Source organism: Caballeronia sp. LZ035 (assembly GCF_031451175.1).
In the GTDB taxonomy this organism is placed as follows: domain Bacteria; phylum Pseudomonadota; class Gammaproteobacteria; order Burkholderiales; family Burkholderiaceae; genus Caballeronia.
This window is the reverse complement of sequence record NZ_JARUXS010000001.1, coordinates 844,768-861,146: the sequence shown is the minus strand read 5'-3', so window position 1 is coordinate 861,146 and position 16,379 is coordinate 844,768. Positions and strand designations below refer to the sequence as shown.

11 protein-coding genes are annotated in these 16,379 nt (G+C 65.7%); 1 reads left to right on the top strand and 10 read right to left on the bottom strand.

From position 1 onward, the window contains the following. From QCE88_RS04050 to QCE88_RS04030, 5 genes are all read right to left on the bottom strand, one after another. On the bottom strand, nt 1-3,180 hold the full coding sequence (locus QCE88_RS04050; RefSeq protein WP_309899392.1) for an efflux RND transporter permease subunit: 3,180 nt from the start codon (nt 3,178-3,180) through the stop codon (nt 1-3). Between the two features lie 18 nt (nt 3,181-3,198). Further along, nucleotides 3,199-4,371 carry an efflux RND transporter periplasmic adaptor subunit gene (locus QCE88_RS04045; protein ID WP_309899390.1) on the bottom strand — a complete coding sequence of 391 codons (1,173 nt, stop codon included), beginning with the start codon at nt 4,369-4,371 and terminating at the stop codon, nt 3,199-3,201. 582 nt (nt 4,372-4,953) lie between these two features. Then, nucleotides 4,954-6,477 (bottom strand): efflux transporter outer membrane subunit, encoded by a 1,524-nt coding sequence (locus QCE88_RS04040; protein ID WP_309899388.1) that lies wholly within the window; start codon nt 6,475-6,477, stop codon nt 4,954-4,956. A gap of 1 nt (nt 6,478) precedes the next feature. Beyond that, nucleotides 6,479-9,670, bottom strand: coding sequence for an efflux RND transporter permease subunit (locus tag QCE88_RS04035; protein WP_309899386.1), 3,192 nt, complete (start codon nt 9,668-9,670; stop codon nt 6,479-6,481). 18 nt (nt 9,671-9,688) lie between these two features. After that, nucleotides 9,689-10,975, bottom strand: a complete 1,287-nt coding sequence (locus QCE88_RS04030; protein ID WP_309899384.1) for an efflux RND transporter periplasmic adaptor subunit — start codon at nt 10,973-10,975, stop codon at nt 9,689-9,691. 449 nt (nt 10,976-11,424) lie between these two features. Here QCE88_RS04030 and QCE88_RS04025 point away from each other — a divergent pair, with 449 nt between their 5' ends. After that, nucleotides 11,425-12,069 carry a TetR family transcriptional regulator gene (locus QCE88_RS04025; RefSeq protein ID WP_309899381.1) on the top strand — a complete coding sequence of 215 codons (645 nt, stop codon included), beginning with the start codon at nt 11,425-11,427 and terminating at the stop codon, nt 12,067-12,069. Between the two features lie 12 nt (nt 12,070-12,081). On the opposite strand, the gene QCE88_RS04020 is transcribed toward QCE88_RS04025, so the two are convergent. The 5 genes from QCE88_RS04020 to QCE88_RS04000 form a co-directional block, all read right to left on the bottom strand. Beyond that, a complete protein-coding gene (locus QCE88_RS04020; RefSeq protein WP_309899379.1) occupies nt 12,082-12,699 on the bottom strand; it encodes a cysteine hydrolase family protein in 618 nt (205 codons plus the stop codon). 81 nt (nt 12,700-12,780) lie between these two features. Next, a complete protein-coding gene (locus QCE88_RS04015) occupies nt 12,781-13,581 on the bottom strand; it encodes an SRPBCC domain-containing protein (RefSeq protein WP_309899377.1) in 801 nt (266 codons plus the stop codon). Between the two features lie 75 nt (nt 13,582-13,656). Next, entirely contained in the window at nt 13,657-14,034 is a 378-nt protein-coding gene (locus tag QCE88_RS04010; protein ID WP_309899375.1) for a DUF427 domain-containing protein, read from the bottom strand. Between the two features lie 153 nt (nt 14,035-14,187). Continuing rightward, nucleotides 14,188-14,682, bottom strand: a complete 495-nt coding sequence (locus tag QCE88_RS04005; RefSeq protein ID WP_309899373.1) for a carboxypeptidase regulatory-like domain-containing protein — start codon at nt 14,680-14,682, stop codon at nt 14,188-14,190. Between the two features lie 178 nt (nt 14,683-14,860). Beyond that, nucleotides 14,861-16,363 (bottom strand): DegQ family serine endoprotease, encoded by a 1,503-nt coding sequence (locus QCE88_RS04000; RefSeq protein WP_309899371.1) that lies wholly within the window; start codon nt 16,361-16,363, stop codon nt 14,861-14,863. Between the last annotated feature and the right edge of the window lie 16 nt (nt 16,364-16,379).

The following is a 16,379-nucleotide window of genomic DNA, read 5'->3' as shown; positions in this document are numbered from 1 at the left end:
TCAGTGTCCCTCCTTGCCTGCTTCCGCGCGGCGTTTCTGGTCGTAGTGCGCGAGCGCGGCTTGCGGGTCCTCCTTGTCGCCGCCAAAGCGCGAACGCACGACGACGAAGAACATCGGCACCATGAAAATGGCCAGGAAGGTTGCGGTGAGCATGCCGCCGATCACGCCCGTGCCGATCGCGTGCTGGCTGCCCGAGCCCGCCCCGTTGCTGATGGCGAGCGGCAGCGTGCCGAGAATGAAGGCCAGCGAGGTCATCAGGATGGGCCGCAGACGCAGGCGCGCCGCCTCCATCGCCGCCTCGACCGGACCCATTTTCTGGGTGAGTTGCAAGTCGCGCGCGAATTCCACGATCAGAATGGCGTTCTTCGCCGACAGCCCCACCGTCGTCAGCAGGCCAACCTGGAAGAACACATCGTTTTCCAGACCGCGCAGCGACACGGCGAACAACGCGCCGATCACGCCGAGCGGCACGACCATGATCACGGCGAACGGCACCGACCAGCTCTCGTACAGCGCCGCGAGGCACAGGAACACGACGAGGATCGAGATGCCGTACAGGACGGGCGCCTGCGAACCGGACTGGATCTGCTGATAGGACAGCCCGGTCCACTCGAAGCCGATGCCCGCCGGCAGCTTCGCCGCGAGCGCTTCCATGGCGTTCATGGCCTGCCCGGTGGATTTGCCCGGTGCGGCGACGCCCTGGATTTCGATCGACGAGCGGCCGTTGTAGCGCTCGAGTTTCGGCGAGCCGTAGCTCCAGTTGCCGGTGGCGAACGACGAGAACGGCACCATCGCGCCCGACGCATTGCGCACGTACCAGCTGTCGATGTTCTCCGGCGACATGCGGAACGGCGCATCGCCCTGCAGGTAGACCTTCTTGATGCGGCTGTCGGTATCGAGGAAGTTATTGACGTACTTCGACGCCCACGCAATCGAGAAGGTCTGGTCGATCGCCGACGGATCCACGCCCTGCGAGAGCGCCTTCTGACGGTCGATGTTCACCCTGAACTGCGCGGTGTCGTTGAGACCGTTCGGACGCACCTGCGCCAGCAACGGGTCCTTCGCCGCGATGCCGAGCAACATCGCGCGCGCCTGCATCAGCTTTTCGTGACCGAGCCCCGCGCGATCCTGCAGTTCGAAGTCGAAGCCCGACGCCGTGCCGAGTTCCGGAATGGACGGCGGATTCACCGGGAACACCAGCGCGTTCTTGTAGCCCGCGAAGTGCCCGAAGGTCCGGCCGACCAGCGCCTGCACCTTCTCCTTCGCGCTGGTGCGCTGGGCGAAGTCCTTCAGACGCACGAACACGAGGCCCGCATTCTGGCCGCGCCCCGCGAAGCTGTAGCCGTTCACGGTAAAGGCCGATTGGACGATCGCGCCTTCCTGCTCGAGCAGGTAGCCCGAGACGTCGTCGAGCGCGCGCTGCGTCACTTCCTGCGTGGACCCGGCGGGCGTGGCGACGAGCACGAACATCATCCCCTGGTCCTCGTCGGGCAGGAAGGCTTTCGGCAGGCGCGCGAACAGCAGCGCGACCGCCGCGATGATCACCAGATAGACCAGCATGAAGCGGCCCGAGCGGCGGATCACCCGATACACGCCGTCGTGATACTTCTCCTGGCTGCGGGCGAACACACGGTTGAACCAGCCGAAGAAGCCGGTAGTCTTCGGCCCGTGCCCCGGCGGCAGCGGCTTCAGGAGCGTGGCGCACAGCGCCGGCGTGAGGATCATCGCCGTGAGCACGGAAAGGCCCATGGACGCCACGATCGTCAGCGAGAACTGCCGGTAGATCGCGCCCACCGAGCCGCCCGAGAACGCCACCGGCACGAACACCGCCGCCAGCACCAGCGCCACGCCGACCAGCGCACCAGTGATCTGGCTCATCGCGCGGCGCGTGGCCTCCTTCGGTCCGAGCCCTTCCTCGGTCATCACCCGCTCGACGTTCTCCACCACGACGATCGCGTCATCCACCAGCAGGCCGATGGCGAGCACCATGCCGAACATCGACAGCGTGTTGATCGAGAAGCCCGCCGCCGACATGATCGCGAACGTGCCGAGCAGCACCACCGGCACGGCCAGCGTGGGGATCAGCGTGGCGCGCAGGTTCTGCAGGAACAGGTACATCACGAGGAACACCAGCACGATGGCCTCGAACAGCGTCTTCACCACTTCGCTGATCGACTGCCTGACGAACGGCGTCATGTCGTAGGGATACTCGACGACCAGCCCTGGCGGGAAGAACTTCGAGAGTTCGTCGATCTTCGCGCGCACGGCATTGGCGGTGGCCAGCGCGTTCGCGCCGGTCGCGAGCTGGATGCCGAAGCCGGCGGCCGGCTTGCCGTTGTAGCGCGTCTCGAAGATGTAGTTCTCGCCGCCCAGGCCCACGCGCGCGACGTCCCGGATGCGCACCTGCGAGCCGTCCTGGTTCACCTTGAGCAGCACGTTGCCGAACTGCTCGGGCGTGCGCAGCAGCGTGGCTTCCGTGATGGTCGCCTGCATGGCCTGGCCGGGCACGGCGGGCGTGCCGCCCAGCTGCCCCGCCGCGACCTGGACGTTCTGCGTCTGCAACGCGTTCTGCACGTCCACCGGCGTGAGGCTGTACTGCGTCAGCTTGTTCGGGTCGAGCCAGATGCGCATCGCGTACTGCGTGCCGAACAGCGTCACCGTGCCGACGCCGTTGAGACGGCTCACCGGGTCCTGCACGTTCGACGCCACGTAGTTCGCGAGATCCTCGCGGCTCATGCTGCCGTCCTTCGACACGAACGCGAGCACCAGCAGGAAGCTGGCGCTCGACTTCGACACGCTGGTGCCAAGCTGCTGCACGACCTGCGGCAGGTTCGGCGTGGCCAGTTGCAGCCGGTTCTGCACTTGCACCTGCGCGATGTCGGCATTGGTGCCGGCGGCGAAGGTCAGCGTGACGGTGGCGGTGCCGCTGTCGTCGGAAGTGGAGGACAGGTACAGCAGATGGTCGAGCCCGCTCATCTGCTGCTCGATCACCTGTGTCACCGTGTTTTCGACGGTCTGGGCCGAGGCGCCCGGATAGGTGGCGGAAATCTGGATGGCGGGCGGTGCGATCGTCGGATATTGCGCGACCGGCAGGGTCGCGACCGACGCCGCGCCCGCCAGCATCAGAATGATGGAGATCACCCACGCGAAAATCGGGCGATCGATGAAGAAATTGGCCATGGCGCGTGTCTCCCGTCCTTACGCACCAGCGGCCGTGGCAGCACCGGACGCGGCCGGCAGATGCGCCGGCTGCGTCTTCACCGTCATGCCGGGACGCACCTTGTCGATGCCCTCGACGACCACGCGCTCGCCTGGCCGCAGTCCGCTTTCGATGACCCAGTTCTGTCCGTAGGTGCCGCCGGTCACGAGCGGACGCAGCGCCACACGGTCGTCGCGGCCGACGACCAGCGCCTGCGCCCCGCCCTTCTGGTCATGCGACACGCCCTGCACCGGCACGACCAGCGCGTTCGGATTCACGCCTTCCTCGATGCGCGCGCGCACGAACATGCCCGGCAGCAGCACGCGGTCCTTGTTTTCGAAGATCGCGCGCACGGTCACGGAGCCGGTGGACGGGTCCACGGTGACGTCGCTGAATTGCAGCTTGCCCTGCTCGGGATACACGCGGCCGTCCTCGAGAATCAGGCTCACCTTCGCCGCGTTTGGGCCGTGGGTGGCGAGCCGCCCTTCCTGGATCTGCCGGCGCAGCCTGAGACCGTCGATGCTCGACTGGGTCAGGTCCACATACATCGGATCGAGCTGCTGGACCGTCACCATCAGCGTGGCCTGGGCGGCCTGCACATAGGCGCCCGGCGTGACCTGCGAGATGCCGGCCTGGCCCGTGACGGGCGCGACGACATCGGTGTAGCCGAGGTTGATCTGCGCGGCGTCGATCGAGGCCTTCGCCGACGCGACATCCGCCGCGGCCTGCGACTGCGCGGCGACGGCGTTGTCGTAGTCCTGCCGGCTGACCGCGTTCGATGCCACCAGCACCTTGTAGCGCCGGGCCTGCGCGCTGGTCGACTCGAGATTGGCCCGCGCCCTCGCGTACGACGCCCGCGCGTTGTTCAACTGCACGATGTACGGCGCCGGATCGATCTTGTAGAGACGCTGCCCCGCCTTGACGACGCTGCCTTCGGTGAACTCGCGGCGCAGCACGATGCCGTCGACGCGCGCCCGCACCTGGGCGTCGAGGAAGGCGCTGGTGCGGCCGGTCAGTTCGGTCGAGACGGGCACCGTGACAGGCGCGAGCGTGACGACGCCGACCTCGGGCGTGTGCGGCATCATCGCGGGACGCTTCTCCCCGCAGGCGGCGGTCAGCATGGCGACCGTCGCGACACCGATGAGGCGGTATGGAATCCGTGTGAGACGCATGGAACGCGAACCTCTTTGATGACTGAAATTGAAATGACGCATGGCACCCGCGAGCACCCGCGAGCACCCGCGCGTGCGCAGCCATGCGCGCCGGCAACGATGGCCGCGCGCACGGTGCGCAAGGTGCAATGCGAGGACCGCTCAGACGGCCCCGGTGGTAGGAATCACTGGCGCTTCGGACTGGATCGCGCGCTGGAAAGGCGCCGTGCATGGCGCCGCGCGTCGTGTCGGAAAGCGAATCGGATTATTTCGGGATGACTAATTTTTTTGCTTGCTCGCATCGCGGGATTTCAGCGTTTCGAAACGGCCAGCCGCCTTGTTTCGACTGGCGATCAACACACGCCGGATCGATCCCACGGACAGGCCACAGAGACTGACGCAGTAGTTGCTGCGGCAAGCATTTGATTATAGTGAGCGCGCGAATCCAGTCCGCCCGATCAGCGGGCAGATCCGTGAACGTTTGTCTTTGCTTGTTGAAATTCAACAAAGCCTTTCATCGCCCGCGCTTTACGCACGAAAAAAAAGCCCGACGCAAGGTCGGGCTTCGTGACATCGGGCGAACTTCGAGCGAAACGAAAGGCGTCAGCCCGCCGGTGCCGAGGCCGGTTGCGGCGCGCTCTGCGAACCGTAGTCCACGGGCGCGTCGGCGGGACGCGGGGCATCGCCGGAATGCTCGATCCAGCCGCCGCCGAGATACTGATACAGATCGACGAGGTTGGTCAGGCGGTTCAGGCGCGCCGAGATCAGCAGTTGCTGCGCCGAGTACAGGTCGGTCTGCGCCGTCAGCACGGTCAGGTAGCTGTCCACGCCGTTGCGGTAGCGCAGGTCGGACAACTCCAGCCGGCGGCTTTGCGACTGCACGAAACGCTCGAGCGACTTGATCTGCTCGTCGTAGGTGCCGCGCGCCGCGAGACCATCCGCCACTTCGCGGAACGCGGTCTGGATCGCTTTCTCGTAATTCGCGATTTCCACCCGCTTCTGGATGTTCGCCAGATCCAGGTTCGCCACGTTCTGACCGCCTTCGAAGATCGGTAGATCGATCGTCGGCGCGAACGACCACGCGGCGGAGCCCGGCTTGAACAAGCCGCCGAGCGTCGGCGAGAGCGTGCCGAAGCTGCCCGTCAGCGACACCTTCGGGAAGAACGCCGCGCGCGCCGCGCCGATGTTCGCGTTCGCCGCGAGCAGCGACTGCTCGGCGGCCGCGATATCCGGACGACGCGTCAGCAGGTCGGACGGCAGGCCTGCCGGAACGTCCGACAGCAGGTTTTGCGTGTCGAGCGGCATGCCCTTCGGCAAGTCTTCCGGCAGCGGTTCACCCACCAGCAGCACGAGCGCGTTCTCGGCCTGGGCGCGCAGACGCGCCTGGGCCTGCAGATTCGCCTGCGCCTGCTGCACGACGCCTTCCGACTGGCGCAGGTCGAGTTCCGAGCCCGTGCCGTTGTCGAACTGCAGCTTCGTGATCCGATACGACTCCTGCGCCGTCTTCAGCGTGTTCTGCGTGACGACGAGCTGATCGTCGTAGGCGAGCATCGTCAGATACTGGTCGGCCACCGACGACACCAGCGAGATCTCCGCCGCCTTGCGCGATTCCGCCGTCGACAGATACTGCGCCAGCGCCTGGTCCTTCAGGCTCTGTATGCGGCCGAAGAAGTCGATTTCCCACGAAGCGTTCAGACCCACGCTGTAGGTATTCGAGATCGTCTGGTCGAAGAACGACAGGTTTTTCGGCGTGCGCTGCTTGCTTTGCGACCCGGCCGCATCGAGCGTCGGGAACAGGCCCGCGCGCGTGATGCGGTATTGCGCCTGCGCGGCCTGCACGTTCAGCACCGACACGCGCAGGTCACGGTTGTTCTTCAGCGCGAGCGCGACGATCTGCTGCAGACGCGCATCCGCGAAGAAGTCGCGCCAGCCGATCTCCGGCGCACTCTGGCCGTTGGCCGTGCGGCCGTTGCTCGCCGTGGAGTTCGCGTCGGGCTGGGTCGCGTAGACGCCGCCCTGCGGGAATTCCTGCGTGACCGGCGCGGCCGGACGCTCGTACTTCGGCGCCATGGTGCAGCCGGCGGCGAACAGCGCCACGGCGGCCGCGATCAAGGAATGTTTAAGCATCTCAATGTCCTTCCTTATTCGATGCATCCGGGCCATGCGAGCCGCCATGCGGACCATCGAAACCGCCCGAGGTGCCCGGCGAGGCTACGTCCTTGCTCTTGCTGAACTTCGAGATCACGACGAAGAACATCGGGATCATGAAGATGGCAAGGAAGGTCGCGGTCAGCATCCCGCCGATCACGCCCGTGCCGATCGCATGCTGGCTCGCCGAACCCGCGCCGTTGCTGATCGCGAGCGGCATCACGCCGAGAATGAACGCGAGCGAGGTCATCAGGATCGGGCGCAGCCGCAGCCGCGCCGCTTCCATCGCCGCTTCCACGGTCGACATGCCCTGCATGCGCAACTCCCGCGCGAATTCCACGATCAGAATCGCGTTCTTCGCCGACAGACCCACCGTCGTCAACAGGCCGACCTGGAAGAACACGTCGTTCTCCAGACCGCGCAGCGTCGCGGCAAGCAGCGCGCCGAGCACGCCCAGCGGCACCACCATGATGACCGAGAACGGAATCGACCAGCTTTCATACAGCGCCGCGAGACACAGGAACACGACGAGGATCGAGATGCCGTACAGGATCGGCGCCTGCGAACCCGACTGGCGTTCCTGATACGACAGGCCCGTCCATTCGTAGCCGATCCCCGCCGGCAGCTTCGCCGCGATCGCTTCCATCGCCGTCATGGCCTGGCCGGTCGACTTGCCCGCTGCCGCCGCGCCCTGGATTTCCATCGCCGAGATACCGTTGTAACGCTCGAGCTTCGGCGAACCGTAGATCCATTCGCCGGTCCCGAACGCGCCGAACGGCACCATGGTTCCGGAGGCATTGCGCACGTACCACTTGTTCAGGTCGTCCGGGGTCATGCGGAACTGCGCATCGCCCTGCACGTAGACCTTCTTGATCCGGTTGTCGACGTCGAGGAAGTTGTTCACGTACTGCGACGCCCAGGCAATCGAGAAGGTCTGGTCGATGTCCGTCACCGCCACACCCAGCGCGTTCGCCTTCTCGCGGTCGACGTTCACCTTGAACTGCGGCGTGTCGTTCAGGCCGTTCGGCCGCACCTGCGCGAGCGTCGGGTCCTTCGCCGCCATGCCGAGCAGCATGTTGCGCGCTTCCATCAGCTTCGCATGCCCCATCCCCGCGCGATCCTGCAGCTCGAAGTCGAAGCCCGCCGCCGTGCCGAGTTCGGGAATCGAAGGCGGATTGACCGGGAAGATCATCGCGTCCTTGTAGGGCGCGAAGTGCATGAACATCCGCCCGACCAGCGCCTGCACCTTCTGGTCGCTGTGCTGGCGGTCCGCGTAGTCCTTCATCCGCACGAACACGAGACCGGAGTTCTGGCCGCGGCCCGCGAACGAGAAGCCGTTCACCGTGAACACCGACTCGACGATCGACTTCTCGTCCTTCAGCAGATACTCCTGCACGTCCTTCAGCACGTGCGCGGTGTACTCCTGCGTGGAACCGGCCGGCGCCTGCACGAGCACGAACATCGTGCCCTGGTCTTCATCGGGCAGGAACGACTTCGGCAGACGCAGGAACAGCATGCCCACCGCGACGATCACCACGATATAGATGATCAGCCAGCGGCCCGAACGCCGGATCACGTGCTGCACGCCCTTGTGGTACTTGTCCTGGCTCTTGTTGAAGTTGCGGTTGAACCAGCCGAAGAAACCCTTCTTCTCGGCCACGTGGCCTTCCGGATGCGGCTTCAGGATCGTCGCGCACAAGGCCGGCGTCAGCACCAGCGCGACCATCACGGACAGCACCATCGCGGCCACGATCGTCAGCGAGAACTGCCGGTAGATCGCGCCCACCGAGCCGCCCGAGAACGCCACCGGCACGAACACCGCCGACAACACCAGCGCCACGCCGATCAGCGCGCCGGTGATCTGGTCCATCGCCTTGCGAGTGGCCTCGCGTGGCGATAAATGTTCCTCCGACATCACCCGCTCGACGTTCTCCACGACCACGATCGCATCGTCCACCAGCAGGCCGATGGCGAGCACGAGGCCGAACATCGACAGCACGTTGATGGAGAAGCCGACCGCCGACATGATCGCGAAGGTGCCGAGCAGCACCACCGGCACCGCGATGGTCGGGATGATCGTCGCCCGCAGGTTCTGCAGGAACAGATACATCACGAGGAACACCAGCACGATACCTTCGATCAGCGTCTTGACCACTTCCTCGATCGACAGGCGCACGAACGGCGTCGTGTCATACGGGTACTTGACGACGAGACCGTGCGGGAAGTACTTCGACAGCTCGTCGACCTTCGCCCGGACCGCCTTCGCCGTGGCAAGCGCGTTCGCGCCGGTGGCGAGCTGGATACCGAAGCCCGCGGTCGGCTGACCGTTGTACTTGGTGTCGAAGTTGTAGTTTTCGCCGCCCAGCTCGATGTGCGACACGTCCTTCAGACGCACCTGCGAGCCGTCCTGGTTCACCTTCAGCAGGATGTCGCCGAACTGCTCGGGCGTGCGCAGCAGCGTGGCTTCCGTGATGGTCGCCTGCAGCATCTGCCCCGGCACGGCCGGCGTGCCGCCGAGCCCGCCCGCCGCCACCTGCACGTTCTGGTTGGTGATGGCGTTCTTCACGTCCACCGGCGTGAGCGAGTAGTTCGTGAGCTTGGTTGCATCGAGCCAGACGCGCATCGCGTACTGGGAGCCGAACAGCGTGGTGGTGCCGACGCCGTCGAGACGCGAAAGCGGATCCGCCACGTTCGACGCCACGTAGTTCGCGAGGTCGTACTTGTTCATGCTGCCGTCTTCGGACACGAAGGCGAGCACCAGCAGGAAAGAAGAACTCGACTTCGTGACCTTCGTGCCGAGCTGCTGCACGACCTGCGGCAACAGCGGCGTCGCGAGCTGCAGCTTGTTCTGCACCTGCACCTGCGCGATGTCGGGGTTGGTGCCCGCCGAGAACGTCAGCGTGACGGTGGCCGTGCCCGAGTCATCGGAGGTGGACGACAGATACAGCAAGTGGTCGAGGCCGGTCATCTGCTGCTCGATCACCTGCGTCACGGTGTTTTCCACCGTGCTCGCCGATGCGCCCGGATACGACGCGCTGATCTGGATCGCGGGCGGCGCGATGGTCGGGTACTGCGCGACCGGCAGCGTGAAGATCGAGGCCATCCCCGCCAACATCAGGATGATCGCAATCACCCACGCGAAGATAGGTCGATCGATAAAAAACTTTGCCATGTAACAGGCTCCCTTTTATTACGCGCCTGACGCAGCGGAGGCGGCCGAAGCCGAAGCCGGCTGAGCGCCGCTGCCGTTTGCCGGGGCCGACGCGCCCTGCGTGCCCTGTGCGCCTTGTGCATCCGACGCCGCCGGCGCCGACGCGGCCTGCGCACCGGATGCCGGATACGGGAACTTGGCGGCGACCGGCTTCACCTGCATGCCCGGCTTGGCCTTCTCGACGCCGTTTACGATCACGCGGTCGCCCGGGTTCAGGCCGCTGTCGACCACCCAGTTGTTGCCGCTGGTGCCGCCGGTGACGAGCTGGCGCAGTTCGACCTTGTCGTCCTTGTTGACGACGAGCGCGGTCGGCGTGCCCTTCTGGTCATGCGTGATGCCGATCTGCGGCACGACCAGCGCGTGGTCGTTCATGCCTTCCTGGATGCGCGCACGCACGAACATGCCCGGCAGCAGCACGCGGTCCTTGTTCTGGAAGATCGCGCGGATCGTGACCGAACCGGTGCTCTGGTCGACGCTCACGTCGGAGAACTGCAGCTTGCCCTGCTCGGTGTAATTGCGGCCGTCCTCGAGCACCAGCGTGACCTTCGCGGCGTGAATGCCTTCGGTCTGCAGACGCCCTTCCTGGATCTGCCTGCGCAGCTTGAGACCCTCGACGCTCGATTGCGTCAGATCGACGTAGATCGGATCGAGCTGCTGCACGGTCGTGAGCAGCGTCGCGGCGCTCGCCTGCACGTAGGCGCCCGGCGTCACCTGCGACAGACCAGTGCGGCCGGAGATCGGCGAGAGCACGTCGGTGTAGCCGAGGTTGATCTGCGCGGTATCGACCGCCGCCTTGCCCGACGCGACGTCCGCGACGGCCTGGCCCTGGGTCGCCACGGCGTTGTCGTAGTCCTGCTTCGACACCGCGTTGGCCGCGACCAGCACCTTGTAGCGCTGCACCAGCGCGTTCTGCGTCGCGACGTTCGCCTGCGCCTTTGCAAGCGTTGCCTTGGCCGTGTTCAGCGAGGCGATGTAGGGCGCCGGATCGATCTTGTAAAGACGCTGGCCGGCCTTGACGTCCGAGCCTTCGGTGAATTCCCGGCGCAGCACGATGCCGTCGACCCGTGCGCGCACTTGCGCGACCAGGAAGGCACTGGTGCGGCCCGGCAGATCGGCGACGACCGGCACGCTCGTCGGCTGGACGGTGACGATGCCGACTTCCGGCGTCTGCGGAGGAGGGGCTGACTGTTTTTGCCCGCACGCTGCCAGGAACATGGCAGCCGTCGCGGCGGTGATTAAGCGGAGTGGTACCCGTTCGACACGCATGGAGCGACCTCTGTCTAAGACTGAGAGTGAAGTGGGTGCGCGGCGGCCTTCCCCGGGCAATGCCGCGCACGAGCGTCGCAAGACGCTGACCAATAACCAACCAGTGAGACCAGTGAGCGCAACCGCCGGCCAGCGGCCGGGCTTTCACAATTCCGTGCGCGACGCTCGCGGAGCGCCGCCTCGAGGCCATAGGACGGCCAGAACGGAAATCGAAATGAAAGCTAGGTTCGGATACTACTCGCCGCCTGCTACTTGGGCTATCGGTCGACGGGTGGTATTGTATATACATTCACGAATGAATGTAAAAAACTGTACGTGTTTCTCCCGATGGGCCACGAGAAAAATCCGCTCGGGGAATCGATTACGTACGACAAACCTTCGACATCGCCGCGTTTCGCGCGCGGCTCTCATGGCGGCATCAGGAGCAGACGGTCCACGGACCGGACGATATGGTCAGACGAACCAAGGAAGAAGCGCAGGCCACGCGCAATCGCGTTCTGGACGCGGCCGAGCGGGTCTTCTACGAAAAAGGCGTGTCGCGGACGACACTCGCGGACATCGCGCAGGCGGCGGGCGTCACGCGCGGCGCGATCTACTGGCACTTCGCCAACAAGGGCGACCTGTTCAACGCGATGTTCGACCGCAGCCTGCTGCCGCTCGACGAACTCATCGAAGCCACGCTGGACGGCCGCGAAGAAGATCCCCTCGCGCGCCTGCGTGCCCTGTTCGTCTGGTGCATGCACAACATCACGACGGACGTGCAGCGCCGCCGCGTCTTCGACATCCTGTTCATGAAGTGCGAATTCGTCGAGGAAATGGGACCGGTGCGCGAGCGCCATCAGAACAACATGCGCGACGGCATGGAGCGCATCGAGCGGGCGCTGCGCAACGCGGTCGAGAAACAGCAGTTGCCCGCCCGGCTCGACACCCGCCGCGCCACGACCCTGCTGCACTGCCTCTTCACCGGCATCCTGCACGACTCGCTGATGCTGCCCGATCTCGTCGATCCGGAACGCGACGCCGAAGCGCTCATCGACGCCAGCTTCGACGCTTTACGTTCCAGCGCGGCCCTGCTGCTGCCGGCCGGCGCCTGACATCACGTCACCTCACGCCAAGCCGCGCGCCCGCTGGTTCGACGCGTAGATGTTGTCGCGCGCAGGCGGCTCGCCGGTGTCGAGCGCGGTGATCCACTCGGCGGTATCGAGCACGGCGGCGAAGCGCGACTGCATCACCACCGTGAAGACCCGATGGATTTCCTCCGCGCTCGCCCGTCCCGCGCTGTTTTCGTAGGGCACGGCGCCGGTGGCGTCGGCGAGAAACTCCACGGCAAGGCCCGCATGCACGGCGTGCTTGACGGTGGAATCGTCGCAATTGTGGGTCATGTATCCCGCGATCACGAGCGTGTCGATCTCGTGCGCGCTGAGCCAGTCCGCGAGATCGGTGCCGGCGAACGCGCTCGGCAGCGACTTCTCGACGTAATGCGCGCGCGGCCGCGAGGTGACTGTTTCGTGCAGCTCGGCCAGCGCGGAACCGCGCGCGAAGATCGGCGCGCTCGCGGGAGCGAAGTTCTGCACGACGACGACCGGCACGCCATGTTGCTGTGCGGCGTCCATCGCCCGGCCGATGTTGGCGAGCGACACATTCACATCGGGATATTCGATCGGCAGGTTGCCGGTGACGTACTCGTTCTGCACGTCGATGACGATCAGGGCGCGGCGCGGCATGTTCAGCTCCTTGGCGGATGAGCACGGGTTGGACCGGCGCATTGTCGCCGATGAGCCAGCTCGGCGCTCGTACCGCCTGCCTTACTGCAGCCCGACGTACTGCGCCACGAACGCGAACAGCGCGACGCACACGAGCATCGCCGCCCAGGCCCAGGCCGGCAGGCCGAGCGGATGCGGATCATGCGAATGGTCGCGCTCGCGATGCCCGAACGCCTGCCCATGCAGACGATGCCGCAGCACGCCGCTCGCGTGCGGGTCGCCGGCGATGCCGCGGGTCGCGCCGGGACGTCGCGACAATACCGTCGACATCGCGCCCGGGCGGAGAAACACATGGCGTCGCGGCGTGTCGTCCCCCGCCGCGCGCAGCGACGGAAAGCCGTGCTTCGCCCGCACCACTTCACAGAATTCGGCGAAGAAATCGTCGGCGCCTTCGCGCAGCGCATTCTCGATCTGCCGTGGCGGCAGGCTGGCGAGCGGCCCCGAAACCGTCGCCCAAACCGTGTATTCGATCCAGGTCGAACTGCCCTCGTCCTCCGGGTTCAGCGTCACCGCGATCTGTCCGCGCAGCGAGCCCACGCCCTCCCCGCGCGCCTTGAAGCTCAGCGTGCGCGCATAGCCAGCGCCCGTGTCTTCGTTGCCGCCAGGTTGCGGGGCCTGCTCGTGAGCCGCCTCGCGCGTGCGGCCGGCCAGGTGCGCGCGAATCTCGTAACGCGCGCGCAATGCGCCGAGCGGCACGATCAGCGTCAGCGCATACTCGCCGCCCGGCGTGCGCGCGAAGGATTCGCAATTGTCCAGACTGGCGCGGACCAGCGCGAGATCGCCCAGCGCTTCCCGAACGTGGTCCGGGTCGAGCGGAACGCGAAACGCATCGGTGACTTCCATGCAAGCCTCCGGGCCGGGAAACGCATGCGTCCGTTATCGCCGAGTGAAGGTAACGCTGTCTGTACGGATGGCCGCCTAGGACGTTTCGTCGATGCGATCGACACGACCGTGATAGAACGCGAGATAGCCCTTGATCTTCGCTGCGGCGTCGAGCGGCGCCTCATAACTCCAGGCGGCGTTTTCGACCGGACCGTCTTCTGTCAGCAGATGATAGTGCGTGGCCTCGCCCTTGAACGGGCAATGCGTCGTGTGGATCGAGCGCTCCAGCCGCGCCATGTTCACGTCGGCGCGCGGGAAGTAATGCACCTTGTCGGTGCCGCTCTCATGGAGCGTGAAAGCTGCGTGCGTATCGGCGTACGTGACGCCCTGATGGATCACGCGACAGCGCCGGCCGTTCGGCGTGATCTCGATGCGATGCGCCGCGTCATGTGCGTCGTTCAGTTCCGTGCCCATCGTAATGCGCCTCCTGCGTGGCGTCCGAAAACGAAAAAGCCACGAGCGCCCGCCTGCCGACGGACGCTCGTGACTTCATTATGGGACAAACTGCCCGGGCCGGGTGGCGTGGTTTTCAACGGCCCGATGGTACCGGGCAGCTGTCCCGTTCGCTTACTGAATGCTCCAGTGGAAGGCCGCCTTGGCCTTGCCCGGACCCGCCACGCTGACAGACTGCTTCTTTTCCTGATCCTTGTACTTTGCGTACACCGTATAGCTGCCCGGCGGCAGCTTCACGAGCATGTACGGGCCCATCGATTCGGTGCTCAGCACCTCGCCGCCCTTCCCGCCGACGATGCGCACATGCACGCCCGACAGGTAATCGGCGGTCGGTCCGGTGAAGCGGAGCGACAGCGGCCAGTGCGCCTGCTCGCGGATCAATGCGTGCGATTCGTCGAGCCCGACGCCGCCCGACGTGTAGGACACGTCGCCCTGTTGCTGGACTTGCGGCAGGCCGCCGCCGTTGGTGTTGCCGGCGCTCGATTGATCGGCGGTGGTGCCGCCCGAGGTTGCGCCCGAGGCTTGCGCCCAGGCGCCGCTCGCCATGCCTGCGCCCAGCGCCGCCGTGAGCAGCGCGGCGGTCAGTTTGCCCGTGATTTTGCTCGTCATGTTTTTGCTCCTTTTTGTCGATGTCGCGACACCTCCGGACTGCGTTGGGGTCATGGCGACGTCACGCCCGATGCGCTGTTTTCAAGCCGGTTCAAGGCTCGATTGACGCGATAGGGCACCGGGAAATAGGAGAGCATGCATCGTGCCCGCGGCGCGGGCACGATGCTGGAGCGCGCACTCAGCCCAGGTCGACCGGGACGAAGATCTGCGCGTTGTCGCGCTGGATCAGGAGCGCGATGCTGTCGCCGGCGTGCGACACCATGGTCTTCAACTGCTGCACTGACGTCACCGGCTGGCCGTTGACGGCCAGGATCACGTCGCCGGCCTGGATGCCTGCATTGGCGGCCGCGCCGTTCGATTGCTGCACCAGCAGACCGCGCGAGAGCGAATCACCCTGCTTTTCGTCCGGCGTGAGCGGGCGCACCGCGACGCCCAGGCGGGCATCCTGCGCACCGGCGTCGTCGTCGCCCTTGGTGTCCGCGCTGGCGGTCTTGGCGTCCTTCAGCGCGCCGATCGTGACGCTCAGGTCCTTGGATCCCTTGTCGCGCCACACCGTGACCTTGGCCGACGTGCCCGGCGCGAGGCCCGCGACCTGCGCCGGCAGCGACGTGGAATCCGCGACCGCGACGCCGTTCACCGAGGTGATCACGTCGCCCGGTTGCAGACCGCCCTTCGCGGCCGGCCCGCCCGGTTCGACCGAGCTCACCAGCGCGCCTTGCGGCGACTTCATGCCGAACGAGTTGGCCAGGGTCTGGTTCATGCCCTGCACCGTCACGCCGAGCCGGCCGCGATCGACGTGACCCGTCTTGATGAGCGCGTCCTTCACCTTGATGGCTTCGTTGATCGGGATCGCGAACGAAAGGCCCTGGAAGCCGCCGGTCTGCGAGTAGATCATCGAGTTGATGCCAATGACTTCGCCCTGCAAATTGAAAAGCGGTCCGCCCGAGTTGCCCGGGTTCACCGGCACGTCGGTCTGGATGAATGGCGTGTAGTTCTCGTTGGGCAACGCGCGCGACTTCGCGCTGATGATGCCCGAGGTCACGGTGTTGTCGAAGCCGTACGGCGAGCCGATCGCTACGACCCACTGGCCGACCTTGCTGCCGTTCGGATCGCCGATCTTCACGGTGGGAAGATTCTTCGCGTCGATCTTCAGCACGGCGACATCGGATTGCTTGTCCGCGCCGATGACCTTCGCGCGGTACTCGCGCTTGTCCGTGAGCTTGACGGTGACGATATTGGCGTTGTCGACAACGTGTGCATTCGTCAGGATGTAGCCGTCGCTCGACACGATGAAGCCGGAGCCCAGTCCTTCGCTCGGACGATCGGCGCCCGGGCCGCCATCGCCGCCGCCCATGCCGGGCACGCCGCCGAAGCGCTTGAAGAATTGATAGAAAGGATCGTCGGGATCCATCGGCACCTGATTCATGTTGCGACGGTTGGACGTCTGCTTCACGACATGCTTGGCGCTGATGTTCACGACGGCGGGCCCATACGTTTCCACGAGACCCGAGAAGTCGGGAATGCCGGTCTTGGCTGCGGCTTCGGCGGGCATCATGGCCGCGGACGCCGGCGAGATCACCTGCGGAGCAGGCACATTGTTATGGCCGGCCACATAGCCCGCTGACAAGGCGACGGCAACCGCCGCTGCAACGGCGCTACGGGTGAGGATCTTTCGGTTCATCGTGTGCTCCTGACGA